Consider the following 26,902-nt stretch of genomic DNA (forward strand, 5'->3'; position numbering starts at 1 on the left):
CGGTTACAATTGAGCTTGGAACGAATTTCTTTCCGCCTATTACAGTAATTTCTGTTATTTTTTCTTTTACGTATTCTTTAATTGTTTCTGGTGATTCTTTTCTATTTACTAATAATATTGGTGATGATAGTCTTCCTGCTACCGGTGATACTACTAACGCATCTGCAAATACTTCACCACTTGCTACAAATGCTTTTTCGGATTTGAATAATTTTTTAGCAATTTGTGCTGCGGTATCGTATCTACTTCTTCCTGCAATTCTTTCTGTGTTCTTTGGTAAATCTTTTTTTACTTTTTCTGATACGGAGTTTACTCCTCCTGCTATTATTGTTTTATTGATATATTTGTTTAGAACTTTTGTAATTTGTGTATCAACTGTTGTTTTTTGTACTAGTAGTATTGGATACTCTTGTTTTGCCGCATAGGCACCTGCTGTTAATGCATCCGCAAAGTTTTCTCCACTTGCTATTATCGCAGTTTGTTTTTTAGATAGTTTTAAAAGTCTTTCTGCTATCGCTGCAGATGTTTCATATCTACTGTGTCCAGCTATTCTTTCTATTTCTTTATCATATTGTCTTAATTCTTTTTCTACTTTAGTTGATATAGAATTTACTCCACCTACTATGATTATATTGGTTGTTTTTAATCTTTTTATTTCTGCTTTTACCGGTTCTTCTAATTCATTTTTGGATGTCAATAATATAGGCGCATTCAATTTTTTTGCTAATGGTGATGCTGTTAATGAGTCAGGATATTCATCACTTCTGGCAATTATTACTGTGTTTGCTTTTTCATAGTATTTTTTGGATACTTCAATTGCTGTAGATATTCTATTTCTTCCGGAAATTCTATTTTCTTCTGCTGGTTGAGTTTCTTCTTCTGTAAATCCTGTTTTTACATTTATTTGTATTCTCAATAAATCTCCAAATTGACGTTGAATTTCTCCGGGTCTACTTTCGTAAGAATATCTTACAGATTCTTTCCCCCTATCCAACACTATTTTATTTCCTACGAGTTTACCATTTTCTAGTTCCTTTATTCTTTTTGGATTAGGATTACCAGGAAGTTTTTCTAAATAAATAACCTTGTGATCAATGTCTGTATAATAATCAAATGTTTGCAAGTCAACTATGAAGGAACTTAATTCTCTATTTTTAGTAGTATCTATCGCTTGCAACTTATTACTTCTAGCATTTATGCTTTGTAATTGTTTATTCTTACTAATATCTATTGTTTCTAGATTGTTATTTTCACAATCAAGATTCTTAAGATTTACGCAATCTGACAAATCTAATTCCTTTAACTTATTATAAGTTAAGTTTAATTTTTTTAAGTTCACACAATTGTTTAGATTAATTTCCTTTATTTTATTTTGCCATAAATTAACTTCTTCAAGTTTACTATTATTACTTAAATCTAATTTTGTAAGAGCATTGTTTGATAAGTCTAATTCTTTTAGCTCTGTGTTTTTACTTAAATCCAACTCATTTAAATTCTGATTCAAAACACAATAGATTTTCTCAAGTTTTGTATTTTTAGATAAATCAATATTTTCTGCATTATCAGATGTATAAAATGATTTTATCTCAGTAAAATACTCAATACCTTTAAAGTTTTTTGGCGAATTCACACTTGTATCAATCCTTGTTACCGATTTAATTTCTTCTTGGCTTAATTTTTCGTCTCGATTTTCATCAAATTCTTTCACATATTCCCTGAACTTAGCATCAGGAAAGTTTGTTTCATTGATTTCAACATCTTGCGCTGATGCAAATGATGAGTTGAATGAAAACGCTCCTATAATCAATGCAAAAGCAAGAATTACTTTGATCAACTTACTAAATTTTTTCATAATTTCCCTCCATTTTTATTAACTTTTGTGATTTCCTATTTACAAAAGTCTTTTGGTTAACTATATTGTATCCCTTATATATATTTTTTGCAATGTTTTTATGAATTGTTTTTCTATTATTTCATACTAAAAACCAGAGCTGTATAAAAACTCTGGTTTTTATATGTTATTATTTTATTGCTGTTTCTAAGTCCGTTACAATTGAGCTTGGAACGAATTTCTTTCCGCCTATTACAGTAATTTCTGTTATTTTTTCTTTTACGTATTCTTTAATTGTTTCTGGTGATTCTTTTCTATTTACTAATAATATTGGCGATGATAGTCTTCCTGCTACCGGTGATACGACTAATGCATCTGCAAATACTTCACCACTTGCTACAAATGCTTTTTCGGATTTGAATAATTTTTTAGCAATTTGTGCTGCGGTATCGTATCTACTTCTTCCTGCAATTCTTTCTGTGTTTTTCGGTAGGTCCTTTTTAACTTTTTCTGATACGGAATTAACCCCTCCTGCTATTATTGTTTTATTGATGTTTGTGTTTATCACTTTTTCGATACTCGTATCTATCTTTGTTTTTTCAACTAGCAAAATTGGATATTCTTGTTCTGCTGCATACGCTCCTGCTGTTAATGCATCCGCGAAGTTTTCTCCACTTGCTATTATTGCTGTTTTTCTTGCAGATTGGTTTAAAAGGCTTTGTGCTATCGCTGCCGATGTTTCATATCTACTATGTCCAGCTATTCTTTCTATTTCTTTATCATATTGTCTCAATGCTTTTTCTACTTTAGTTGATATAGAATTTACTCCACCTACGATAATTATGTTAGTTGCATTTAATCTTCTAAGTTCTGCTTTTACCGGTTCTTCTAATTCATTTTGGGATGTCAATAATATAGGTGCATTTAATTTTTTAGCTAATGGAGATGCTGTTAATGAATCTGGATATTCATCACTTCTGGCAATTATTACTGTGTTTGCTTTTTCATAGTATTTTTTGGATACTTCGATTGCTGTAGATATTCTATTTTTACCTGAAATTCTATTTTCTTCTGTTGGTTGTGGCTCTTTTCCTGTAAATCCTTTTTTTACATTAATTTTTACTTCTACAAAATTGTGATCATAACCATATTCATGACCATATTTAAAGTTAATTCCTGGTCTACTATCATATTCATAAGTTATATAATCCTTATTCTTATCCAATACGATTTTCTTTCCTATAAGTTTACCATTTTCCAAATTCTTTATTCTTTTTGGGTCAGGTTTACCTGGAAGTTTTCCTAAATCAATGACTTTGGGATTAAAATCTGTATAATAATCAAATATTTGATCAGCTGCACCTAAGTTTCCTAATTCTCTATTTTTCGTTGTATCCAATGATTGTAATCTGTTATCGCTTAAAGTTAATTGACGTAATTTTTTATTATTACTAATATCAAGTGTCTCCAAATGATTATCAGCTCCATAAAACCTTTCAAGATTAACACAATCATCCAAATCTATTGTCTTTAGTTCATTATTACTGACAGTAAGATCTCTTAATTTCGTACAATTCTTTAAATTCAATTCCTCTAGATTACTATCATGTATCTCTACAATTTCAATTTTATTGTTATTACTTAAATCTAGTTTTTTAGTACTGAAAGATCTAAAGTATAATTCCCTAAGCTCTGTATTATGACTTAAATCCAAATTAAGCCATTTCGTGCAACTGTAAATTGATAATTTCTCAAGTTTGGTATTTTTTGATAAATCATAATTTTCAATAGATTCTGAGATTATTGTAGAAGATACTTCTAAATTTTTTATTTCTGTAAAAAATTCCAAACCTTTTAGATTAAGTCTCTCTCCTCCTAAGAAAATATTAAGAGATTTAATAGCTTTGATTTCTGATTCACTCAATTTCCCGTTTTGATCTGCATCATATTCTTTTTCTTTAAGCATTCTTCTAAAATAAGCATCTGGAAAGTTTGTTTCATTGATTTCAACGTCTTGCGCTGCTGCAAATGATGAATTGAATGAAAACGCTCCTATAATCAATGCAAATGCAAGGATTACTTTGATTAACTTACTTCGTTTTTTCATAATTTCCCTCCGTTTTTTATTGACTTTCGCAAATTTATAATTGCAAAAATCTTTTGTTATCTATCTTGTATTCCTTATATATATTTTTTACAATGTTTTTTTCTCACATCTTTTTTGTCTATTCTTTTTACAGTTTTCAACAAAAAACTTCCAAGATTATTACAATCCCAGAAGTTATCCCCTAAATTTTTACTTATTCTAATTATTTTACATCATAGTCGAATTCATTGATTGACTTTTTGACGTCTATGTTTTGTTCTTTAAGAAATTCCATTTCTTTCAATCCTTTAGATTTTGCGACAACTGATTTTGGAAAAGACACGATTTCTTGGTTTATTATGCTGATATTGTTGTTTACGATTCTTTTTGCAGCGGCTAATTGTTCATTTTCGTCGCTAATTTCATCTTGTAGATTGATGAATTCTTGTGACGATTTAAGATCCGGGTAGCTTTCAGCAAGTGCAAATATTTTGCTGATTTCACGGTCTTGATTTTGTATTGCGGAGTTGAACTCTTTGATATTTGCATTTTGTCGAAGTTTAATTACATTCGAAAAAGTTGAGGCTTCATGTCTTGCGTATGATTTGGCAACTTTTATCATTTCACAAATTGTGTCGTATCTTTTGGCTAATGCTATGTCCACGTTTTTCTTGGATTCGTCTATAACGACTTTGTATCGGTTAAATCTATTCGATGTTTTTACCCACCAAATTAATACTATAAAAATGATTAATGCAATTATTCCAATTGCTGTGAATTCCGAATTTAAAAATCTGTCCATAACTTCTCCCTATAATTTTTCACCTATTATATCTATTAGAGAGTAAAATCCAGATAATTTTTCTCTAACTTTTTCGTATTCTGTTGAAAGCGACAATTCATCAACTTGTTTTTTCGTTTGTGGTAATGCAAATAAAAACGCATTTGATTCGAATGATACGGAGATGTATTGTTCATTCATGTATAAGCACACTCTCATTTTCTCTTTCCAATCGTTCAATAACTCTATAATTTTAGGATCTAGAATTAGTCTTGTGTAGAAATCATCTGTTGAATATATTGCGTATGAGTTGTTAAATTCAATGGATTCCGTCTCAATTCCTTTTTCTATTTTTGTTTTCTTGCCGTAGTTTCCATGATTTCTAAACCCAAGTACTTTACCTTTTTTTATGGGAACTACTCTTATGTGTCCATTTATTTTAGTGTCAAATTTCGCCATCAAAACCTGTCCACAAAAATCAATAGTTCGTCGTGTATGTCCTTCACTATCTTCAGTTTCTGTGAAAGCTTCCATATTAGAAAACTCTGTTTTGTAATCATCGCCAAATACTATGTGGCAGTTTCCAAAATAATACTGAGAATCAGGAACCAACCTTTTCATTACTTTCACATCAATTTTCTTAGAATAATCAATTGTTGTATCCGGCAAGATTTCATTCAACACTGGTAATAGGAAATTATCAATGTAGGATTTTGCAAGTTCATTTCTTCGTTGTTTTGAATATTTTTTCCAAAAATACACTATAGCAGCCATTACAAGAAACGAATAAACATCTAGCATCGCGCTTAATGCAATAAATCCAAATATGGCACCTATAACTAATACAAATGGATTAATAATGTTGTTCTTCATTCCATTTTTTACGGAACGTAGTTTTGATTGCATTTGTGGAGAATTTTCTATTTGTTCAATTCGTTTTACGATTTCGGGATTGGTGAATCGGTCTCGGTATTTTTTTCTCACTGGTTTTCCTTTCAACAATTATTTCTTGTACTTTCAATAATATTATACCCTAATAATCACGATAATTACGCTAATTTTATCCAATTTGAATGTTTTTACAAATATTTTACACATATTTATTGTGTACACAACATAAAAAAGACACCTTCTTACTGGTGTCTTCTACGTATAAATTTATTTTTTTGTTATGCTCATTCCTATAACCATACCTAAAAGCATCCCGATTGATATAAAAGTCGCGATGTTGTCTTTCTCAAAAGCAGTTCCAAAACCCGCGCCTAGCATCATTCCTAACGCCATTCCAAGTGACATATAATTATCATCGGATTTATCTGATTGTTTTTTCGATTTTTTGATGACGATTAGGACTAATATCACAACTATAATCAATGGTAAAAGTATTTTAAATATTTCCATATCTTCTCTAATCTATAAACCTTTCTTAAAACAAATAATACTGTTTGATTCTTCATCTGACTGTAGAATTTCTTTAAATTCTTCTAATTCATCAACATTTCGTTATCACATATTTTTGTCGCCATTTTAAAGAGTATACGTGTCTCTTTCATTGTAGCTTCTAATATTTTCATTTATTTCACCTTTTTCTCTCAATTAGATTTTATTCTTAGTAAATTAACTTGTCAATTATTGCAATAAAAAAACTGATTTTCTAAGTCTTATAACTTTTGAAGATCAGTTATATTTTATTCTGATAAATTTTTCCCTGATAATTTGTACACTTTTTTCGCTCTGTTTTTGAGTCTTGAATCGTGTGTTACACATATTAGTGTTGTTTTTTTGTTCAATTCATCGAGCAAGTCCAAGAATTTGTCGACGTATTCTTCATCCAAGTTAGCTGTTGGTTCATCTAGTATTAATAGCTCTGGTTCATTAATTAACGCCCTTAGAATCATTAATTTTTTGATTTCTCCTCCAGATAAGTTCTTAACGCTGTTTAGTTGAAGAAGTTCTTCCATGTCATATTTTTTGATGAATTTCTCATAATCAAAATTATCCACGCCTGAAATGTCAGCTTTCATTTCCAAGTTTTCCTTAACTGTTAGTGCTGGAAATACTATCAAATCTTGTGGTACAAATGATATTTTCTTGGAGCGAAGATCAGATATTTCTTCGTCTGTAAAATCTTTTACTTCTTTGGAGAAAACTTGTACGCTTCCTTCATCGTAATTTAAAAAACCTAAAATCACATTTAGAAGTGTACTTTTACCTGCGCCACTTGCTCCGACTATCGCGATGTAGTCATTTTCATTTACAGTTAGGTTTACATCTTTTAGTACTTCGTTTTTTCTATCAGAATTGATAAGGTAGCTTTTTGATAAATTTTCAATTTTTAATATTTCCATTTAATTACCTCTCAATGTTAGCACTAATTCGTCTTTGGATATTTTGATTACGTTTAATATTTGCGTGATTAAGGCAATCACTACTACAACTAATAATGTTATCGCCGAAATATTTAGTATTTCTTTTGCATTAACGCTCATAAATGCCAAGTCCAAAGATTTTTCGATTTGACCGGAGAATAGCTTCACTGTGAGTATGGATAATCCAATTCCTATTACTGCCCCAATAAATGATAGTACTACTGAATATTTTAGGATAATGGTTTTGAGTTTACTCTTTGTTATACCAAGTATTCTAAGTGTTGCCATTTGTTTTTCTTTGTCTTTGAAATCAACTGTAAATATCGAAATTAATACGATTATTGCCATTATCAATGTAAATGTTAGTAGTATTTTCAAATATTTCATAAGAGAGAACATTTCTTTGGATAGATTGTCTACGAAGTTTTTGTTCATGACAACCATAGTGTGTGTACCTCTAAGTGATTTCATAAGGTTAACTGTTAATTGTTCACTATCTGCATTATCTTGTTTTTTTATTAAAATTGAAGATATTTCAGAATTTGGAACGTATTTTTGCGGATGAACTTTAATAGAATCTTGTAGCATTTTCTTCGCCGTATCAAAATTCATGAATATTGCATTATCAAATCCAAGACCAGTTTTCATTAATTTTGATTTTACTTTGTATTTTTTGCCGAAAAAAGTCAATGTGTCTGCATCAACTACACTCACATTATTTCCGATTAAAATTTCTCCGTCTTTCAATTCCTTCACATCTTGTTTCATCCAAGGTTTAATTGTAAAGTCCTTTTCAAAATCAATTCCTATAGCTTGGACAGGGAATGAGCAACAAGATTCTTGAAGTGTCGCAATATACAATTGTGGAGCTGCTTGTTTTACTCCTTCGAATTTTTGTACTTTATCAAGCACATCATTTTGCATGTAAAATTCAGAAGGCTTACCAGATACGAATAATGCTTCCTGTTCCTTTCCGCTTTTTTCTGGAACAATCATCATGTCGGCTCCCAATCTTTGTTTCATATTATCAATTGAATTGTTAAGTCCAATTGAAAAATACATGCTTACAAACAAAAGAGCGGACACTATCGCCATAATCAAAACTATTATAAACGTTCTGACAGGATTTGATGACATCCAGTTTTTAAGGTAAAGTTTATCTTTCATCGATACTCTTCTTCAATACCACAAGATAAGCTATTGAAATTATTGCAAGGATTATCGAGCAGATTGACACTGCTGGAATTGTCTTCATTTGACAAGCGGCACCTGCGTGTTTACAACCGCCTATTACAACCTTTGCTAATAGGAATGAATCAATAGCTAAAATTGGAACTGCGATATTAATTCCCCATTCGATTTTTTCGTCTTTAATGATATATGCTATGACTAATAAAATCACGATACTTACTGCTATGACAAAAACAGCATTTGACATGTGGAAACATTTCATTGGCATTTTGCCTGGCATTACTTTGCATGGTTTTGCGATGACTTTTGGTATTAATGCTAAAATAATTGCAGCTACCAATTGTAAAATTTTTAAAATTTTCTTCATATTTTCCCTCTTAAATATTTAATGTTTCTAATATTATTTACTTTTTACATACAAATTATTTTATCATAAATATCATTTATTCATTAATTGAAATTTTCTATAAATAACGCCGTATTTTTAACTTTTTGCAAATTTTTATCATTTATATTCTAAAAAATATCGTACAAGTATTGATTTATTAACATTTTGTAGTTTTGAATTACTTATAGATTTTTCCTATAAATAGTAAATCGTTTGTTAAATTTATTTACAATTGGGTATATTTCTATAAAGTATTTGCGTATTTTGTAAAATAAAAGGTATATGATAAAATATATATATTAAATACCACGAAGAGAGAGATATTATGGATTTAAAACAATTAGAAACGTTCATAACTGTTGTGGAATGGGATAGTTTTTCTGAGGCTGCTAAAAGACTTTATCTTACACAGCCCACGATAAGCACTCATATCAAACAAATTGAAAATGAACTTAATGCAGAATTATTAAAAAGAACAACTAAAAAGTTAGAGCTTACTCCTGAAGGAAGAGAATTCTACAACTACGCTAAGGCTATTTCAAGGATTATGGAAAGCATGCAGGATTCTTTTTCAAAAAAAAGTCTAACTACTTTTAACATCGGTGCAAGTTCTGTTCCTGCAACATATATTCTGCCTTCTCTTTTAACAAAATATCACAAATCTCACATCAAAACTTTGGTTAATATAATTCAATCAGATAGTTTAACTACGATTGACGGAGTTATAAATGGTTCAATCAATATTGGAATTGTAGGCATGACTACAATGGATAAAGAACTTACCTTTGAAAAAGTTCTAAGCGATAAGCTAGTAGTAGTCACACCATATAACGATTATTATAATGCATTGAAGAAAAACAATGTCAAGATAAGTTCTATTTTAAAGGAACCAATAATTTTTCGTGAACAAGGTTCTGGAACATTAAAGGAATCTATGAAAATGATAGACGCTTTAGGAATCAGCAAGAATTCACTGAATTTGATTGGAACAGCAAATAGCACAGAAACTTTGAAGCAATGCATTCGAAGTGGAATGGGGATATCGATTATGAGTAAACTTTCAGTAGAAGAAGAAGTTGCAAATAATCAATTGATTTCTTTCAAAATCGACGATTTCGAATCGGTACGTCACTTCTATCTGGTATATCGTTCCAACTCTTTACTCTCAGAGCCAGTTATAGATTTCGTAAAATTCACAAAAAAATACTTAGAAGAGAATTTTTAATTCATAAAAATAACCGCAATAGCTCATACTGTAAGCATTGCGGTTTTATTGTGTTTGTTTTTATTAAGTAAGATGAAGTAAGTCATATAAATAATAATGAATGATATCAAAGTATAATGGACGAGTCCTCTGAAAAAAATTTTATAAAATTCAATCGAGAAATTCGTAAAAATTCAACTGTTTGAGCGTAGTCGAGTTTTGAATTTTAGAATTTTGAGATTAGAATTTTAAAATTTTTGTAAGCGAGACGAAGCGAGTTATACTTTGATATATTTTAGGACTTACTCGCTTTACTTTTTTAGGAGATTTAGCTACTAGTCCCTCATCATCAAATTACTTCAAATTTTTTTGCTTTTCCTTGTCTTTTTTGTCGATTATTTTAGCCATTATCAAGCTCACAACAGTAAGTCCTACTACCAAAATAATCGCTTGGTAGAATTCCTTGGATCCTACATTTAACACTTTATCCCCTAAATTCAAATACACAAGTGTTCCAGGAATTATTCCAAGAACTGATGCAAACATATATTTGGACAGGCTTATGTTCGTCAATCCAAATCCGTAATTTATAAGATTGTATGGAATAATCGGAATCAATCTGCAAATGAACAAAAGAGTGAACAGTTTTGAATTTGGTGCATTTAATATTCTGTCCCTATTTTTTTCGGAGAATTTTTCATTAATCATCTTAACAACATAATCGTGTCCAATTTTTCTAGAAAGTTCAAACATAAGCAAGCAGTTCATCGATGCTCCAATAACTGTGTAAATACTTCCCTTAACTAGCCCGAAACTAACTCCACCGATTAACGCTAATGCTGGCACTGGAAAAAAACCAATTGGAAGTATTGTGAACAATAAAATATACACAACTGCTCCCCATGGGCCGGATTTTTGTACCAAATTTCTGATTGAATCGTAAGGAACGAATACCATCAGTCCCACAGTTAATGCAACCAAAAGAACTATCAAAAATATTTTCTTAAATTTTTCCATATTTCACCTACTAATTATATTTGAATTCATTGTATCGTATAAATTTAATATATTCAACTAAAAAAATGCACACAGCTTTTGCCATGTGCATTTCTAATATTTTTAAACTTTCAAATCAACAGAGTATTCTGTGTCGTATTTTGAAATAACTGGTTTGACATCTTCTTCGATAAATTCAACCACTTGTTCTGGGCATCTTCCAATGTAAAGTTTGCCATCTAAAAGTGAATTCAAATCGTCTTTGTTAAGATTAAAAGCTTCGTCTTTTTCCAATAATTCTAATAAATTGTTGTCTAGTCCTTCTTCTTTTACTCTTCTACCTGCAACCATTGAATATTCTCTGATTTTTTCGTGAAGTTCTTGTCTGTCGCCACCACGTTTTACAGCTTCCATCAATATGTTTTCAGTAGCCATAAATGGTAATTCTTCATTAACGTGTGCTTTGATTTGGTTTTCGTAAACAACAAGTCCGTCTGTAACGTTGATTGCTATTTCCAAAATACTATCCACAGCCATGAAGCTTTCTGGAACGCTCATTCTCTTGTTTGCAGAGTCGTCCAACGTTCTTTCAAGCCATTGAGTACTTGCTACAAATTGTGGGTTTTGAACCAAACTCATCACGTATTTTGAAAGCGATGAAATTCTTTCGCATCTCATTGGATTTCTCTTGTAAGCCATCGCTGATGAACCGATTTGTGTTTTTTCAAATGGTTCTTCCAATTCTTTTCTGTTTTGCAAAAGTCTGATGTCGTTTGTCATTTTGTGAGCTGATTGTGCGATTGATGATAGAACTTGAAGCACGTGGTAGTCGATTTTTCTTGTGTATGTTTGTCCACTCACGCTAACTGCACTGTCAAATCCCATTTCCTTTACGATTTTCTTTTCCAATTCTTTTACTTTGTCGTGGTCATTGTCGAAAAGTTTTAAAAATGATGCTTGAGTTCCAGTAGTTCCCTTTACTCCTCTCAATTTTAAATTTTCTTTTCTGTAAATAACTTCTTCCAAATCCATAAGGAAATCTTGAATCCACAAAGTAGCACGCTTTCCAACAGTCACTAATTGTGCTGGTTGATAATGAGTGTAGCCAAGTGTTGGCAAATCTTTGTATTTAATCGCAAAATCAGACAAGTGTTTAATCAAAATCGCTAATTTTTTCTCTACGATTTCAAAAGCATTTCTCATCACTATAATATCAGTGTTATCAGTTACATAGCAACTTGTCGCTCCCAAGTGGATAATTCCTGCTGCGTTTGGACACACTTCTCCGTATGTTTTCACGTGAGCCATTACATCATGACGAAGAACTTTTTCGTATTCAGCAGCCTTGTCAAAGTCAATGTCTGAAATGTGCGTTTGCAATTCTTCTATTTGTTCGTCTGTAATATTAAGTCCCAATTCTTTTTCAGATTTCGCCAATGCCAACCACAATCTTCTGAAAGTTTCAAACTTAACTTGAGAGCTGAAATTGTGGCTCATTTCGTGGCTTGCGTATCTCGTATTTAATGGACTTTGGTAAATATCGTTGTTCATTATTTCTCCTTGAAGTATTCTACTGCATTTCTAAAAATATTTTGCTTGTCGATATCGTAAATATTTTTGTACAAATCGTCTGCGATTCTTTCAGTGTGACACATTCTTCCCAAAATCTTACCATCTCTGGATAAAATTCCTTCAATATTGTAGTCTGATCCGTTTGGAGAGATTTTGTATGCTGAGAAAACTTGTTCATTATCTAAAAGTTCTTGGAGTTTGTCTTTTTTGATTACAAATCTTCCTTCACCGTGTGAAATCGGCATTCTGTATGTCTTGTTCAAGTCAATTCCATTTGTCCAAGGACTGTTATTAGTCAAGCACAATGTATCTACAAATGTCGCAATGTGTCTTCTGTTAGTGTTGAATGTCAAGTTTGGATCGTCTTCTTGTGGTGATGTAACTTTTCCATAAGGAAGAAGTCCAGTCTTCACCAAGGCTTGGAATCCGTTACAAATTCCAATTACCAATCCGTCGTTTTCGTTCAACAAATAATCTATCGCACTACTTATTTTCTCATTTCTTAGAATATTTGCCAAGAACTTAGCTGATCCATCCGGCTCATCTCCTAGTGAAAATCCTCCAGGAATGGCAAATATTTGCGCTTTTCTGATTTTTTCAGCCAAAACATCAATAGAATTCAATATATCTTCTTGGTTTCTGTTTTTGAATAGAACAATTTCACCATCTGCTCCATTTTCTTTGAATGCATTCAATGTATCCCATTCACAGTTTGTTCCAGGAGCTGCCAAGATTACAACGTGAGGTGTGTCAGTTGGTTTCTTGGATTTCATTCTACGTTGTTCGATTTTTTTGTTTTCTATTGGTTTGTACTCTATTTTTTCTTTTGGTGTGAATACTTTATTTAAAACTGTAGTGTAGCCTTCTAGTAATTTTTCTGAATCTAATTTAACATCATTTACGATGATTTCATCTGCAAAATCACCGATGTGTTCGATATTTTCGTCGTCTTCAACGTATTCAACTACGAAACTTCCGTACATTGGATTGTACAAATTATCAAATTTGATATCAAATCCAGTATTTCCTACAGATTGTTCAAAAATATTTGCCAATAAACCTTTTTTGTCCAATGCAATCGCAGAAATAATATTTTTGTTTCTGATTTGTTCTGTGATAAAATCGAAATTTTCTTCCAATTTTTCAAGGTTCAATGTTCCGTCTTCTTCGTAAACAGTTTTGACAAGACCTATTTTGCCTTTGCCTTTCAAATCATTCGTAATGATGTTGTCCACATCTTCGTGTGTCACTGCAAATGAAATCATAGTTGGCGGAACCTTGATGTCCTCGAAGTTTCCACTCATACTGTCTTTTCCACCGATTGGCATTGCTTTGAAATATTTAGAAACAGTGAACGCACCAAGTAGTGCCTTCAATGGTTTGGACCAGATCTTTTTGTCTAGCATTTTTTCGTAGTATTCTTGGAATGTCAATCTGATCAAGTTTTTGTCTGAACCCAATGCGATTAATTTACTGATTGATTCCACAACTGCGTAGTATCCTCCCAAGTATTGAGATTGTTCGGACAAATCAGCGTCAAACCCGTAACTCATCATAGATACAGTTTTCATGACTCCATCCATTGTTGGAATCTTTGCGACCATTGCTTGAGAAGGATTCAATTGCAATTTACCACCCATTGGATTGATAACAGTGTTTCTTCCGATTGTGGAGTCGAACATTTCTATCAAATCTCTCTTAGATGTTATGTTAAGCATTTTAACTTTGTCGTAGAATTTGTTCGCATCAGAACATTTTTCAGTCAAAATTTCTGGAACATCTTCTGATACAACTTCAACTTCAGCGTTTCTGTCTGAACCATTTGTATTGATGAAATCGTAGCTGATGTCTGCAATCAAATCTTCATCGTAGAACATTCTCATTCTGTTAGTGTCTGTGATGTCTGCAACAACCGTCGTTTCGATGTTTTCTGCGTCTGCATATTTTACAAATTCTTCCAAATCTTTCTTAGCTATTACACATGCCATTCTTTCTTGTGATTCACTGATTGCAATTTCAAATGGTTTGAGACCTTTGTATTTCAATGGAACTCTGTCCAAATATATATCCACTCCGTCGTGAAGCTCGCCAATCGCAACGCTCACTCCACCTGCCCCAAAGTCGTTACATTTTTTGATCAAACTTGCAAGCTCAGGAATTCTGAAAAGTCTTTGGATTTTTCTTTCTTCAGGTGCGTTACCTTTTTGAACTTGTGCAGATTCTGTTTTGATACTTGTAACTTTGTGGCTTTTTGATGAGCCTGTCGCTCCACCAATTCCGTCACGTCCAGTTCTTCCACCAAGTAAGATTACGATGTCGCCTTTTTCAGGTTCAATTCTCTTGACATTTTCAATTGGCGCAGCTGCCATTACAGCTCCACATTCCAATCTCTTAGCAACATATCCGTCATGGTAAATTTCATCCACAAATCCAGTTGCCAAACCAATTTGGTTTCCGTAAGAAGAATATCCCTTTGCAGCTTCTTGTGTGATTTTGATTTGTGGAAGCTTTCCATCCATCGTATCTTCCAATGAAGTAAGAGGATTACCTGCTCCTGTAATTCTCATAGCTTGGTAAACAAATGCTCTACCGCTTAGTGGGTCTCTGATTGCTCCACCCAAGCATGTACTTGCGCCACCGAATGGTTCGATTTCTGTAGGGTGATTGTGTGTTTCGTTTTTGAACATCAACAAATAATCTCTTGTTTCGTCAACACCATTTACTTCTACACGAACTTTGATTTTTACAGAACAAGCGTTGATTTCAGATGAAATTTCCAAATCATCAAATTCGTTTTTGCTTCTCATATATTTGGACAAAATCGTTCCAAAACTCATAAGATTGATTGGTTTCTCTATGTTTAATTCTTCTCTGACTTTCAAATAGTCTTCAAAACTGTTGTGAATTGCTTCGTCTAGTTTTGTCTTTGCATTGAATTCAATATCCAAGAAAGTGTTAAAAGTTGTGTGTCTACAGTGGTCTGACCAATAAGTGTCCAAAATCTTGATTTCTGTTTCGTTAGGATCTCGGTCTTCTGATTTGAAATAATCTCTGATGCACTTCAAATCCTCATCATTCATCGCCAATGAGTGATCATCGACGAATTTTTGAAGCTCATCGTCTTTCATATCTCTGAAACCATTGTATGTTTCGTTTTCCAAATTCTTAGGATTTTCTTGTTTCAAAGTTGTTGGAATACCAAGCAAACTAACCTTGTGGCTGTCAACAGGATTTACCAAATATTTTTCGATTTTTTCCAAATCTTCTTTGCTGGCGCCTTCGATTTCATAAACTGTCGATGTCTTACAATCCACCTCATCATCCAAAATCAAACTCAATGTGTCAAGCACGCCTTGTTTTCTTTGGTCGAATTGACCTGGCAAATATTCCACAGCGATTGCGTTTTTCATATCAGCTTGTAATTTCAACGCATCTTCTCCGTAGAACACATCGTCTACAGATTTTTCGCTAAGGACAGTGTCGACAATTTTTGCCAAATTATCATCGCTGATTTCCAAATCATATCTCTTGTAAATTACGAATTTATCCAAATCAATTCCAAGTAAGTTTTCAATTTGCTTTTTCTTTTCCTTAGATTCATAATCGTATTCGTCTTTTTTTCTGACATAAACTCTTTTTACTCTAGGACCAATATCAGTTCTGTGATACATGTTTTTAAAATCCACCTTTTCTATATCTTCATAACAAGCCTTAATGACATCATCAAAATCTTTTTTAGAATTTACAATATTTAACACACGACCGCCATTTGTGACGATTTTTCCGTCGACTTTTTTCGTTCCTGCATGGAAAACAACACTGTCCATATCAGAAATTGTAATCTCATCGCCTTTGTCGTAACTTTCTGGATATCCACCAGCGCTGAGGACAATGCAAAGCGCTTTGTTGTCATTTATTTTCAAATCGACATCGGATAATTTCCCTTCACTTGTTTTCATCATAATATCCAACAAATCATTGTCGATAAGTTCAAGCACGACTTGAGTTTCAGGATCTCCAAATCTCGCGTTAAATTCCAAAACGTAAATTCCATCATCAGTTATCATAAATCCAATGAACAACAATCCTCTGAAATCAATGTTTTCTTCTTTTAATCCTGTGAGAATTTTATCCAATACGCTTTTTTTGATTCTATCTACAAATACTTCTGCTTCGACATTCGGAGCGTAAGTTCCCATGCCGCCAGTGTTTGCTCCCATTTCTCTTTCGAAAATTTTCTTGTGATCCTTCGCAGTTGGAAGTGGAAGAATCGTCTTAGAATCGGTAAAGCACAACAAACTCATTTCAAATCCGTCTAGAAATTGTTCGATGACAACCATGTTGTCTTTTTCTAGTACATCTTGCAGAATCTCCTTCAAATCATCAGAATTATCTACAATGTAGACTCCTTTTCCAGCTGCAAGGCCATCTCTTTTAACGACAACTTTGCCATTTTCTTCCAACAATTTATTTGCAAAATCATAAGACTCATCAAAATCTTTGCTCTCCAAATACTTAGCTGTATTGATGTCGTATTTTTCCAAGAATTTTTTCGTAAATGATTTTGAGTTTTCAAATTCAGCAGCTTCTTTTACAGGTCCAAATATTTTAAGACCATTTTCTTCGAACAAATCTGAAATCCCGTCACACAATGGATTTTCAGGGCCAACAACTGTGAAGTCTATTTCATTTTTCTTTGCAAATTCAAGAAGGCCCTTTAAATCGTCTGCTTGAATATCTACGTTTTCTCCGATATCTTCAGTTCCAGCATTTCCTGGAGCGAAGAAAATATGTCTACTTTCATCAAAAGATTTTATTTTACGTCCAAGCGCGAACTCTCTGCCACCTGACCCTACAACTAAAATTTTCATAAAACCTCCCAATTTTTAATGTTTGAAATGTCTGTTTTTTGTGAACACCATGCTAATTCCGTACTCATTGCATTTATCGATGGAGTCTTGGTCTTTGATACTTCCACCTGGTTGAATAATAGCTTTTACTCCTAATTTGTGTGCAAATTCTACGCAATCAGAAAATGGGAAGAAAGCATCTGATGCCAATACACATCCAGTAAAATCAACGTCTGGGTGATTGTTTGCGATGTTTTCCAACGCCCAAATCCTAGATGTTTGTCCTCCACCAATTCCCAAAGTGTGAGAATCTTTTGCTAGTACAATTGCGTTTGATTTTGTGAATTTAACCACTTTCATAGCAAATTCCAAATCTTTTTTGTCTTCATCACTTGGTTTTTCATTAGTAACTATGTTGTATTCGTCAACGCCGAAGTCTTTGTCTTGGATTAAAACTTTTCCGTTCAAATACTTAATGTCTTCTTTTACTGAATCGTTGTCGAATTTTATCTTAACAAGTCTGATGTTTTTCTTTTTAGTCAATATTTCAAGCGCTTTTTCGTCGAAATCTTTCGCAGCTATAATTTCCAAGAAAATTTGGCTCATTTCTTCGGCACATTTTTCGTCTACAACTCCATTGATGGCGATAATTCCACCGAAGATCGAAGTTGAATCTGCCAAGTATGCCTTGTGGTAAGCTTCTGAAACGCTGTCTGCAATTGCAACGCCACATGGTGATTGGTGCTTCAATGCAACACAAGAATTTTCTCCCAATTCGTCAGCTAATTCCACTGCAACATTCAAATCGTTGTAATTGTTGAAGCTCATTGCTTTTCCGTGAATAACTTCGCAATCTGTCAATTTGCCGTTTACAAATGGGTCTATGTAAAGATTGGCACTTTGATGTGAGTTTTCACCATATCTAAGTTCTTCTTCTTTTTTGAAACCAAAAGTTCTGTATTTGCTGCGTTCTCCAACTTGTTCTTGGAAATATCTTGAAATCACAGAATCGTAGTAAGCTGTCAAGCTAAAAGCCTTCATCGCTAATTTTTCTCTGTAAGCTAAGTCCACGTTGTCATTTTTCAACCTGTCGATAAGTTCGTCATAATCAGACGGATCTGTTACAACCAAAACGTCCTTATAATTTTTTGCGGCACTTCTTATCAAAGTTGGACCACCGATATCGATGTTTTCAACGATGTTGTCGTGATCACCTGTTTTTAAAGCGTTTTGGAAATCGTACAAATTAACCACAACAATGTCGATTGGTTGAATGTTCAATTCTTCTACAGTTTTCTTGTGTTCTTCGTTATCTCTCTTGTACAAAATTCCACCGTGAACGTATGGTGACAAAGTCTTCACTCTGCCTTGCAAAATTTCAGGAAAATTTGTAACCTTGGAGATGTCTATTACATTTACTCCAGATTTTTCGATTTCCTTGTAAGTACCACCTGTAGATATGATTTCATATCCCAATTCTTGTAAACTTTTTGCTAACTTACCAACATTTGTCTTATCCGTAAGTGAAATTAATGTGCGCATGAACTCTCCTCCAATTTTTTTATAGCATCTTTTAAAATGCCATGTTCTATTTTCAAAACTTTCTTTGCTATCTCATCTTCCGATTTACAATCAGAAATATCCACAGACCTTTGAAGTAAAATATCTCCATCGTCTAATTTTTCATTCACGAAATGCACAGTTGCACCGCTAATTTTTTCCTTATTGGCAAAAACTTTTTCGTGAACATGGATTCCATAACATCCCTTTCCACCGTATTTTGGAAGCAATGATGGATGGATATTTACAATTGTAAACTCATTTATAATTCTCTTTGAAATTTTAGGCAAGAAACCTGCCAACACGATCAAATCTACGTTTTTTGATTTTAAACATTCGATGATTTCTTCATCATCTTTTGAAACCAAAGTATCCACGTTGAAATCTCTTGCAAAACCAAGACCAGCTGCATTTTTGTTACTAACCACAACAACAATATCGCTTTTGAAATAATTGTCTTTTTTTGCATCCAACAGAGCTTTCAAATTAGTACCAGTACCTGAAATAAAAACTGCAATATTCATTTAATCACCTATATAACTATCGGATCTACAGGATAATCTCCGTCAAAACAAGCCTTACAGAATTTGTCGATTTTGTCGCTGCTGGATTTTACCATTCCTTCCATTGAAATAAACGCTAAGCTATCTGCACCGATTTTTTCACGGATAGCTTCGATATCCATGTTCGCTGCAATCAAATGCTTTCTGGAAGGAGTATCGATTCCGTAATAGCAAGGGAATTTTACAGGTGGCGATGTGATTCTCATGTGAACTTCTGTCGCACCAGCTTCTCTAATTCTTTGAATCAAATTAGCGCTTGTAGTTCCTCTTACAATGGAATCATCTATAAGTACAACTCTCTTTCCTTTTAATACATGTCTTAGTGGATTTAGTTTCAACTTAACGGCCATTTCTCTTTCTTTTTGAGTTGGTTTGATGAATGTTCTTCCCATGTATCTGTTTTTTACCAAACCTTGTGCGTAAGGAATTCCTGTTTTTTGTGAATATCCTATCGCTGAAGGAATTCCAGAATCTGGAACTGGAACTACCAAATCAACATCACATGGAGATTCTTGTGACAAATATTCTCCGCATCTTCTCCTAAAATTGTATGCGTTTGTTCCATCTAATGTGGCATCTTCTCTTGCGAAGTACACATATTCAAAGAAACAATGACGTGGTGCTTCATCTGTTGTATACATTGAAGAATTTGCTCCTTCTTTGTCTACGACAATTATTTCTCCTGGTTTAACATCTCTGATTTCAGTTGCTCCGACGATTTCCACCGCTGCATTTTCTGATGCAAACACAACATCTTCATCATTTTTTCCCATAACAAGAGGTCTAATTCCCAAAGGATCACGAAATGCTACAAGCTTATCTTTCAAGCACAACACAACTGCGTAAGCTCCTTTGATAAGTTTCATTGTTTTTTTGATAGCTTCAACGATGTCACCTTTGTAATATCTAGCAATCAAATACAAAATAACTTCACTGTCAATAGCTGTTTGGAACATCACGCCGTCTTCTTCAAGTCTTGTTCTTAAAATTTGGTGATTGATAAGATTTCCATTGTGCGCCAAGCTCATTTCAATTCCCTTGGCAAAAGCCATCAATGGTTGAGTGTTGTAATCGTGAGAACCACCAGCTGTCGAATATCTTACATGTCCAATTCCTACATTACCAACTAAATTATTCAAATTTTCTTCCTTAAACACATCGATAACAAGTCCCATGCCTTTTTCTCTATGTAGGTTTTCACCGTTACTAACGGTGATACCACAGGATTCTTGTCCTCTGTGTTGTAAGGAGTTAAGTCCGAAAAATAATTTCTTATTAACTTCGGACTTAGAATATATCCCTATAACTCCACACATCCTAGCCTCTCATTCTATTTAGAACTTCTTTGTAGCCTTCTGTCAAATCTCCTAAATCTCTTCTGAAAATATCTTTGTCTAATTTTTGGTTAGTGTCTTTATCCCACAATCTGCAAGTATCTGGGCTGATTTCGTCAGCTAATAAGATTTGTCCATCGTCAGTCTTACCGAATTCGATTTTGAAGTCAACTAATTTTAAGTTGATTTTCAAGAAAAATTCTTTAAGTAATTCGTTGATTTTCAAAGTTTCTTCTCTTAAATAGTCATATTCTTCTTTTGTGATAACTCCAAGAGCAATTGCGTGGTCTTCACACATCAATGGATCTCCCAAATCATCATTCTTATATGACAATTCAAAAGTTGGTTGATTTAAAACTTTTCCTTCTTCAACGCCGTATCTTTTTGCAAAAGAACCTGCAGTGATGTTTCTAACGATAACTTCAAGTGGCATGATAGTAACTTTTTTAACTCTCATATCAGTACTGTTGATTGTTTCAATGTAGTGAGTTTTGATGCCGTTTTTTTCAAGCATTTCAAAAATCATTGTAGTGATTGCTAAGTTTAGTTCACCCTTACCAGCAATTGTAGCTTTCTTTTCACCGTTACCAGCTGTTGCATCATCCTTGTATCTGATGATATATTCATCAGCCTTTTCTGTTAAATAAACTTCCTTTGCTTTACCTTCGTACAATTTTTCCATAATACCCTCCTAAAATAAAAAAATAGAGAATTCTAGATAGAATTCTCCTAAATTTTTTGACAATTATACACTTTTTTATTGGACGCAAAAATAGCTATCAATTTGCCTCTCAATTTATTGATAAGGCTTAGATCGTGATTCGTAAATCTCAAATCAAAAAGCTTTTTTATGAAATTTATTGAAATATCAATAACGCTCATCATTTTGCCCCCACTAAAATAATTTACAATATATTATATCATAGCCCCTTATGTTTTGCATCATAAATCTAATAAAAAAATAATTTCACCTATGTATGAAAATTCGAATAATATTTTTCTAAAATAATATGCAAATTCAAATCCCCAAAAATTTCTACAAACAAATTTTTTATTCTCTACTGAAATAAAGACTTTGTTGCTACTTTTCTTATATATATTATTGATTTCTAATCTATTAAACAGCTCTTTTATTTAATCAATTTATTGAATCGTCTAATTTTTCTTTTACTATATTTATCTGTTCTTGTACCCTTTTTGGTGAAGGACCTGAAAAAACATCTCTTTTATTTAATATATAATCTAAATCGATAAAATCAAAGTAATCTTCATCAAATTTATTAGAAAACTCCTGGTATTTTTCCAGCGATATATCGTTTAAACTCAAATCCTCAGAAATGGCGTATTTTACTATTTCACCAATAATATAATATGAATCTCTAAATGCCAATCCTTTCTTTACAAGATAATCAGCCGCATCAGTAGCATTAATATAACCTTTAGATGCCATTTCTCTCATTCTGAATTTATTAACTTGCATGGTTTCTAAAATATTAGTGATTATTTCTACTGATATTTCAAAAATTTCCACGCTTTCAAACAGGTATATTTTATCTTCTTGCATGTCTTTATTATATGCTAATGGAATTGCTTTTAGCATAGTCAATATTCCCATTAAATTAGAATACATTCTTGCTGATTTAGCCCTTAACAATTCTGCCATATCAGGATTCTTTTTCTGTGGCATTATTGAAGATCCACTAGAATATTTATCGGATATTTTAATATAATTGAATTCTTGTGATGAAAAAATTATAAGTTCCTCCGCAAATCTAGACAAATGCATTGAGAACATCGCTAAACAATATATAAAATCCACTACAAAATCCCTATCAGAAACAGAATCTATTGAATTCAATGTCACTTTTGAAAACCCAAGTTTTTCTGCAGTACTAAATCTATCTATATTATAAGTTGTTGTAGCTAAAGCACACGCTCCCAAAGGAGATATGTCTAATCTGCCTGATAAATCTTGTATTCTATGCAAATCTCTCATAAACATCTGTGCATAAGCCATTATATGATGTGCAAATGTAACTGGTTGTGCTATTTGAAGATGCGTATATCCAGGCATCACTGTATTCAAGTTATCTTGTGAAATTTTCAATATGGTATTTATCAAATTTTTTATATACAAGACAGCTTTTTCAGCTTTATCTTTCGTATACAATTTTAAATCTAATGCAATCTGGTCATTTCTTGATCTTGCTGTGTGTAGTTTTTTACCAGAGTTTCCAATTCTCTTTGTCAATTCAGATTCTATAAACATATGAATATCTTCAGATTCATAAGAAATTTCTAGTTTCCCATTATTCAAATCCTCAAGAATACTTTCTAAACCTGAAACTATCAAATCACAATCTTCAGAAGAAATAATAGAACATTCACAAAGCATTTTTGCATGAGCAATGGAGCCTTTTATATCATAAGGATATAATCTATAATCGGTTTTTATTGAACTATTAAATTTATGTGCAATATCAGAAGTTTTTTCGCTAAATCTAGACTTGTATAAATCCATTACCACTTATTTTCCTTTCTTTTCATTGCTTCAATTTTGATAGGCAAAGAAAAAATATTTACAAATCCTTCTGAATCTCTTTGATTGTATACATGATCTTCTTCAAATGTTGCAAACTCTTGTGAAAATAATGAGAATTTAGAATCCACTCCGTTTGGTATTATATTTCCTTTATAAAGTTTTAGTTTGACTACTCCTGAGACTCTTTTTTGAGTATAGTTTACAAATTCTTGGAGTGATTTTCTTAATTGAGAATACCACAATCCTTTATATACTTCTTCTGCATATCTTAAAGATAAAATTTGTTTAAACTTCAAAGTATCACCATCTAAAGTCAAAGACTCTAAAATATCATGTGCTTTGTACAAAATTGCTCCTGCTGGGTTTTCATACACTCCTCTAACTTTCATTCCAGTTATACGACTTTCAATTATATCATCTATTCCTATTGCGTGTTTTCCGCCAATTTCATTCAGTTTTTCTATAATTTCATAGGATTTTAACTCTTTTTCATTTATAGAAATTGGAACTCCATCTTTAAATTCAATGGAAATATACTCTGCTTTATCATCGCTATCTTCGACTTTTTTAATCCACTCCAGAAAATTATCATAATTAGGCGCATTCGAAGGACTTTCTAACTCTAGGCCTTCATGTGATATATGCCATAAATTCTTATCCTCAGAATATTGACAACCCGTTTTCTTACTCAAAGGAATATTTCTCTTCATAGCATATTCTTCTTCTTGTTCACGAGATTTTATATCCCAATATCTCCACGGAGCAATAATCTTGATATCTGGATCAAAATAACGAATCGATGTTTCAAATCTCACCTGGTCATTTCCTTTACCTGTACATCCGTGAACGATTGCGTCTGCATTTTCCTCGTGTGCAATCTCAACCATACGTCTTGCAATTATAGGTCTAGCAAAAGCCGTTCCTAACAAATATTGATTTTCGTATTTTGCTCCAGCTTTTAACGTTTCAAATACAAAATCACTTGCAAATTCTTCTCTCAAATCTTCGACAAAAATTTTCGAAGCACCTGTACTCAAAGCTTTCTGTTCAATTCCTTTCAAATCTGAACCTTGTCCTACATCAGCTGCAACAGCTATAACTTCACATCCATAATTTTCTTTCAACCATGAAATCATAACAGAAGTGTCCAATCCTCCTGAATAAGCCAAAACAACTTTGTTTAATTTTAAATCTTTCATTTTAATTTCCTCCAAAATTAAAAAAGTCTCTTTTCTTAGCTAAGAAAAGAGACGAAACATCCGCGATACCACTCCAATTGGGTAAAACCCCACTCTATGTTTAACGTAACAATTACGTATATTGCTAATAAATAACTCGCAATATAATCTCGGTGGCCCTATTGTATACATCTTGATTAAATTTCTGACTCACACTCTACTCAGATCGCTTTAATTCTCACAAGAAACATCCACGTCATCGACTTTAATATAAGATTTTTAAATATTATACTATCATAATTTTCAAAAGTCAAATTATTTACAAAAATTTTTCATTATTAATATTAATTTAAAATGTACAACTATTTTTCACTCATTTCACGTGATTTTTCCACACAAGCAAGCTGAGCTTGAATGACGGCATTCCTAAGCCCGTATTTTTCTAAAACTTCCACAGCCTTGATAGTAGTTCCTGCTGGTGAACACACCATGTCCTTCAATTCTCCTGGATGTTTGTGAGTTTCCATTAACATTTTAGAAGCGCCAAGCACCGATTGTGCGACGAATTTGTATGCCATATCTCGTTTCATTCCCGTTTGTACAGCTGCATCAGCCATCGCTTCCATAAACATAAACACATATGCAGGAGACGATCCGCTAACTCCAATCACACAGTCCATCAAACTTTCGTCTATTACTTCGCTTTTTCCAAATGAATTAAAAATATCCGTCACGATTTTCAAATCATCATCATTTATATTTTCATTCGGACAAATCGCAGACATTCCTTCCCCGACAAGACATGGCGTGTTCGGCATCACACGCAAAATCTTGTGGTCTTTTCCCAAAATTTTTTCAATATCTGAAATATTAACCCCTGCTGCAACAGAAATCACAATAGTTTCCTTATTAATATTATCCTTGATTTTTTCCAAAACTGTTGGAATAATATGTGGCTTCACTGCAAGTATTACAACATCAGAATTTTCAGATGCTTTTTTGTTGTCAGTTGTAGTGTTAACTTTTAGTTTTTGGTTTAAATCTATTAATTTTCCCTCAGATTTATTTGACACGCAAATTTTATTCGCATCTATTATATTTGCATTCACAACTCCTGAAATCATGGCAGATCCCATGTTCCCAGCTCCTATAAAACATAATTTGTTCATAAGTACCTCGCATATTTTAGTTAACTATATTCTATCAGATTATTTGAAAAATTATTGCAACTTTTTGGTAAAATTCTTAAATTTTTAGGATTTTTAGGTTGTTCCATTTAATCTGAATTTAATAGTTTTTTGTTGTGAATTATATTATAATTGAAGAAACGAGGTGTGACTTATGGAAGAAAAAAGGAAGCTTAAATTTATTTTATATGCATTTGCACTTTTATTAATCGCAGGCGTTGTTGGCTATATGTTTTTATTAAAAGTAGATTTTATAGATGCATTATATATGACTGTTATAACCATCTCCACTGTTGGTTTCGGAGAGATTGGCACTACAAGTAATTGGTCAGAGGTTTTCTCTATAATTATGATATTTCTGGGTGTCGGCATCGTCGGATACGCATTTACTACGGTTGTTGCTATGTTTGTAGAAGGAAAAGTTAAAGATTTTTGGAAGGGAAGTAAAATGGAAAAGAAAATAGCCTCACTCAATGATCACTACATTATTTGCGGTTCTGGTGAATTGGCAGAAGTAATTATAAATAAATTTATCGATCAGAATTTGAATTTCGTTGTCATCACAGACAAACGTGAAGATCTTGATGATTACAGTCACCACGATATTTTAGTTGTGGAAGGCATGTCAACTGAAGAAGCAGTACTGGAACATGCAGGAATCGAAAGAGCGAAGGGGCTTGTATCGACGTTAGATTCCGAAGTAGACAATATCGTTACGGTGTTAACTGCGAGAAATCTTAACAAAAACATCTACATAATAGCCAACGCAATTACCAAATCAGGAAGCGAAAAGTTGATGAAAGTAGGCGCCGACAAAACTTTGTCAGCTGTAGAAATCAGCGGCAAAAGAATGGCTTCGTTGATGACTAAGCCTAATATTATTTCTTTTTTAGATGTGGTTACAAGAATTGGCGATGTTGAGCTTGATTTAGAAGAAGTTGTGGTTAAAAGCGGCTCCTATCTTGAGAATAAAAATTTAATTGAAGCTCAAATTCCAAATAAAACAGGCCTGATTGTACTTGCAATTAAAACAATTGAAGATAATAAAATGATTTTCAACCCACCAGTAAACTACACTTTCCAAATTGGAGATGTATTGATTGTCCTTGGTAGAGAAGATCAAGTGGACAAATTAAAACATTTGGGCGATGAAAAAAAATAAGGCTATGCAAATTTAACCTGAACCCCAAAATCCGGAATACGGATGGAGGGGTTTTTGTATGCCAAAATACACAAAAGAATTTAAAATAAAATTAGTACTAGAATATTT

Annotated in this window: 20 protein-coding genes; 2 read left to right on the top strand and 18 right to left on the bottom strand. The window is 32.7% G+C overall.

Annotated features, from left to right (window positions below; genetic code table 11):
• The 8 genes from DES33_RS06525 to DES33_RS06560 form a co-directional block, all read right to left on the bottom strand.
• Window positions 1-1,852, bottom strand: a 1,852-nt coding sequence (locus DES33_RS06525) for a cell wall-binding repeat-containing protein (RefSeq protein WP_110058455.1), incomplete at its 3' end; no start/stop codon positions are given.
• A 169-nt stretch (window positions 1,853-2,021) separates the two neighbouring features.
• On the bottom strand, window positions 2,022-3,938 hold the full coding sequence (locus DES33_RS06530; protein ID WP_110058456.1) for a cell wall-binding repeat-containing protein: 1,917 nt from the start codon (window positions 3,936-3,938) through the stop codon (window positions 2,022-2,024).
• 202 nt (window positions 3,939-4,140) lie between these two features.
• The gene (locus DES33_RS06535; RefSeq protein ID WP_110058457.1) at window positions 4,141-4,719 is read right to left on the bottom strand and encodes a LemA family protein; all 579 of its coding nucleotides are present in this window, start codon (window positions 4,717-4,719) and stop codon (window positions 4,141-4,143) included.
• Window positions 4,720-4,728: 9 nt separating this feature from the next.
• Window positions 4,729-5,682 carry a DUF3137 domain-containing protein gene (locus DES33_RS06540; RefSeq protein ID WP_227930584.1) on the bottom strand — a complete coding sequence of 318 codons (954 nt, stop codon included), beginning with the start codon at window positions 5,680-5,682 and terminating at the stop codon, window positions 4,729-4,731.
• A gap of 174 nt (window positions 5,683-5,856) precedes the next feature.
• Complete coding sequence (locus tag DES33_RS06545; protein ID WP_110058459.1) at window positions 5,857-6,099, bottom strand: glycine zipper domain-containing protein; 243 nt, start codon at window positions 6,097-6,099, stop codon at window positions 5,857-5,859.
• Window positions 6,100-6,386: 287 nt separating this feature from the next.
• Window positions 6,387-7,046: an ABC transporter ATP-binding protein gene (locus DES33_RS06550; protein ID WP_110058460.1), complete on the bottom strand. Its 660-nt coding sequence runs from the start codon at window positions 7,044-7,046 to the stop codon at window positions 6,387-6,389.
• On the bottom strand, window positions 7,047-8,234 hold the full coding sequence (locus tag DES33_RS06555) for an ABC transporter permease (RefSeq protein ID WP_110058461.1): 1,188 nt from the start codon (window positions 8,232-8,234) through the stop codon (window positions 7,047-7,049).
• Complete coding sequence (locus DES33_RS06560; RefSeq protein ID WP_110058462.1) at window positions 8,224-8,625, bottom strand: DUF4418 family protein; 402 nt, start codon at window positions 8,623-8,625, stop codon at window positions 8,224-8,226. Before DES33_RS06560 ends, DES33_RS06555 begins: the two co-directional genes overlap by 11 nt.
• A 346-nt stretch (window positions 8,626-8,971) precedes the next feature.
• Between DES33_RS06560 and DES33_RS06565 the strand changes: the two genes are divergently transcribed.
• Window positions 8,972-9,871 (top strand): selenium metabolism-associated LysR family transcriptional regulator, encoded by a 900-nt coding sequence (locus DES33_RS06565; protein WP_094204309.1) that lies wholly within the window; start codon window positions 8,972-8,974, stop codon window positions 9,869-9,871.
• 333 nt (window positions 9,872-10,204) lie between these two features.
• On the opposite strand, the gene DES33_RS06570 is transcribed toward DES33_RS06565, so the two are convergent.
• From DES33_RS06570 to proC, 10 genes are all read right to left on the bottom strand, one after another.
• Complete coding sequence (locus DES33_RS06570) at window positions 10,205-10,867, bottom strand: TVP38/TMEM64 family protein (protein ID WP_110058463.1); 663 nt, start codon at window positions 10,865-10,867, stop codon at window positions 10,205-10,207.
• 102 nt (window positions 10,868-10,969) lie between these two features.
• The gene (gene purB, locus DES33_RS06575) at window positions 10,970-12,397 is read right to left on the bottom strand and encodes an adenylosuccinate lyase (protein ID WP_110058464.1); all 1,428 of its coding nucleotides are present in this window, start codon (window positions 12,395-12,397) and stop codon (window positions 10,970-10,972) included.
• Entirely contained in the window at window positions 12,397-17,289 is a 4,893-nt protein-coding gene (locus DES33_RS06580; protein WP_110058465.1) for a phosphoribosylformylglycinamidine synthase, read from the bottom strand. The genes purB and DES33_RS06580 overlap by 1 nt, the downstream gene beginning before the upstream one ends.
• Window positions 17,290-17,304: 15 nt before the next feature.
• Window positions 17,305-18,810: a bifunctional phosphoribosylaminoimidazolecarboxamide formyltransferase/IMP cyclohydrolase gene (purH, locus tag DES33_RS06585; RefSeq protein WP_110058466.1), complete on the bottom strand. Its 1,506-nt coding sequence runs from the start codon at window positions 18,808-18,810 to the stop codon at window positions 17,305-17,307.
• The gene (gene purN, locus DES33_RS06590; RefSeq protein ID WP_110058467.1) at window positions 18,798-19,352 is read right to left on the bottom strand and encodes a phosphoribosylglycinamide formyltransferase; all 555 of its coding nucleotides are present in this window, start codon (window positions 19,350-19,352) and stop codon (window positions 18,798-18,800) included. The genes purH and purN overlap by 13 nt, the downstream gene beginning before the upstream one ends.
• An 8-nt stretch (window positions 19,353-19,360) precedes the next feature.
• Entirely contained in the window at window positions 19,361-20,707 is a 1,347-nt protein-coding gene (purF, locus tag DES33_RS06595) for an amidophosphoribosyltransferase (RefSeq protein ID WP_094225105.1), read from the bottom strand.
• Between the two features lies 1 nt (window position 20,708).
• Window positions 20,709-21,407: a phosphoribosylaminoimidazolesuccinocarboxamide synthase gene (gene purC / locus DES33_RS06600; protein ID WP_110058468.1), complete on the bottom strand. Its 699-nt coding sequence runs from the start codon at window positions 21,405-21,407 to the stop codon at window positions 20,709-20,711.
• Window positions 21,408-21,863: 456 nt separating this feature from the next.
• A complete protein-coding gene (gene argH / locus DES33_RS06605) occupies window positions 21,864-23,246 on the bottom strand; it encodes an argininosuccinate lyase (protein ID WP_110058469.1) in 1,383 nt (460 codons plus the stop codon).
• On the bottom strand, window positions 23,246-24,466 hold the full coding sequence (locus DES33_RS06610) for an argininosuccinate synthase (RefSeq protein ID WP_110058470.1): 1,221 nt from the start codon (window positions 24,464-24,466) through the stop codon (window positions 23,246-23,248). The genes argH and DES33_RS06610 overlap by 1 nt, the downstream gene beginning before the upstream one ends.
• Window positions 24,467-24,807: 341 nt before the next feature.
• Window positions 24,808-25,614 (bottom strand): pyrroline-5-carboxylate reductase, encoded by an 807-nt coding sequence (gene proC / locus DES33_RS06615; protein WP_110058471.1) that lies wholly within the window; start codon window positions 25,612-25,614, stop codon window positions 24,808-24,810.
• 172 nt (window positions 25,615-25,786) lie between these two features.
• Between proC and DES33_RS06620 the strand changes: the two genes are divergently transcribed.
• Window positions 25,787-26,794, top strand: a complete 1,008-nt coding sequence (locus tag DES33_RS06620; RefSeq protein ID WP_110058472.1) for a potassium channel family protein — start codon at window positions 25,787-25,789, stop codon at window positions 26,792-26,794.
• Window positions 26,795-26,902 lie beyond the last annotated feature (108 nt).

Source organism: Finegoldia magna (assembly GCF_003182075.1).
Taxonomy (GTDB): domain Bacteria; phylum Bacillota; class Clostridia; order Tissierellales; family Peptoniphilaceae; genus Finegoldia; species Finegoldia magna.

Bases quoted from the DNA above. Each gene is read 5' to 3' on its own strand.
- purC (WP_110058468.1), bottom strand. From the start codon at position 21,407: ATGGAAAAATTGTACGAAGGTAAAGCAAAGGAAGTTTATTTAACAGAA.
- DES33_RS06550 (WP_110058460.1), bottom strand. From the start codon at position 7,046: ATGGAAATATTAAAAATTGAAAATTTATCAAAAAGCTACCTTATCAAT.
- DES33_RS06620 (WP_110058472.1), top strand. From the start codon at position 25,787: ATGGAAGAAAAAAGGAAGCTTAAATTTATTTTATATGCATTTGCACTT.
- purN (WP_110058467.1), bottom strand. From the start codon at position 19,352: ATGAATATTGCAGTTTTTATTTCAGGTACTGGTACTAATTTGAAAGCT.
- purB (WP_110058464.1), bottom strand. From the start codon at position 12,397: ATGAACAACGATATTTACCAAAGTCCATTAAATACGAGATACGCAAGC.
- purH (WP_110058466.1), bottom strand. From the start codon at position 18,810: ATGCGCACATTAATTTCACTTACGGATAAGACAAATGTTGGTAAGTTA.
- DES33_RS06570 (WP_110058463.1), bottom strand. From the start codon at position 10,867: ATGGAAAAATTTAAGAAAATATTTTTGATAGTTCTTTTGGTTGCATTA.
- DES33_RS06530 (WP_110058456.1), bottom strand. From the start codon at position 3,938: ATGAAAAAACGAAGTAAGTTAATCAAAGTAATCCTTGCATTTGCATTG.
- argH (WP_110058469.1), bottom strand. From the start codon at position 23,246: ATGGATTTATACAAGTCTAGATTTAGCGAAAAAACTTCTGATATTGCA.
- DES33_RS06545 (WP_110058459.1), bottom strand. From the start codon at position 6,099: ATGGAAATATTTAAAATACTTTTACCATTGATTATAGTTGTGATATTA.
- DES33_RS06535 (WP_110058457.1), bottom strand. From the start codon at position 4,719: ATGGACAGATTTTTAAATTCGGAATTCACAGCAATTGGAATAATTGCA.
- DES33_RS06610 (WP_110058470.1), bottom strand. From the start codon at position 24,466: ATGAAAGATTTAAAATTAAACAAAGTTGTTTTGGCTTATTCAGGAGGA.
- DES33_RS06580 (WP_110058465.1), bottom strand. From the start codon at position 17,289: ATGAAAATTTTAGTTGTAGGGTCAGGTGGCAGAGAGTTCGCGCTTGGA.
- DES33_RS06565 (WP_094204309.1), top strand. From the start codon at position 8,972: ATGGATTTAAAACAATTAGAAACGTTCATAACTGTTGTGGAATGGGAT.
- DES33_RS06560 (WP_110058462.1), bottom strand. From the start codon at position 8,625: ATGAAGAAAATTTTAAAAATTTTACAATTGGTAGCTGCAATTATTTTA.
- proC (WP_110058471.1), bottom strand. From the start codon at position 25,614: ATGAACAAATTATGTTTTATAGGAGCTGGGAACATGGGATCTGCCATG.
- DES33_RS06555 (WP_110058461.1), bottom strand. From the start codon at position 8,234: ATGAAAGATAAACTTTACCTTAAAAACTGGATGTCATCAAATCCTGTC.
- purF (WP_094225105.1), bottom strand. From the start codon at position 20,707: ATGTGTGGAGTTATAGGGATATATTCTAAGTCCGAAGTTAATAAGAAA.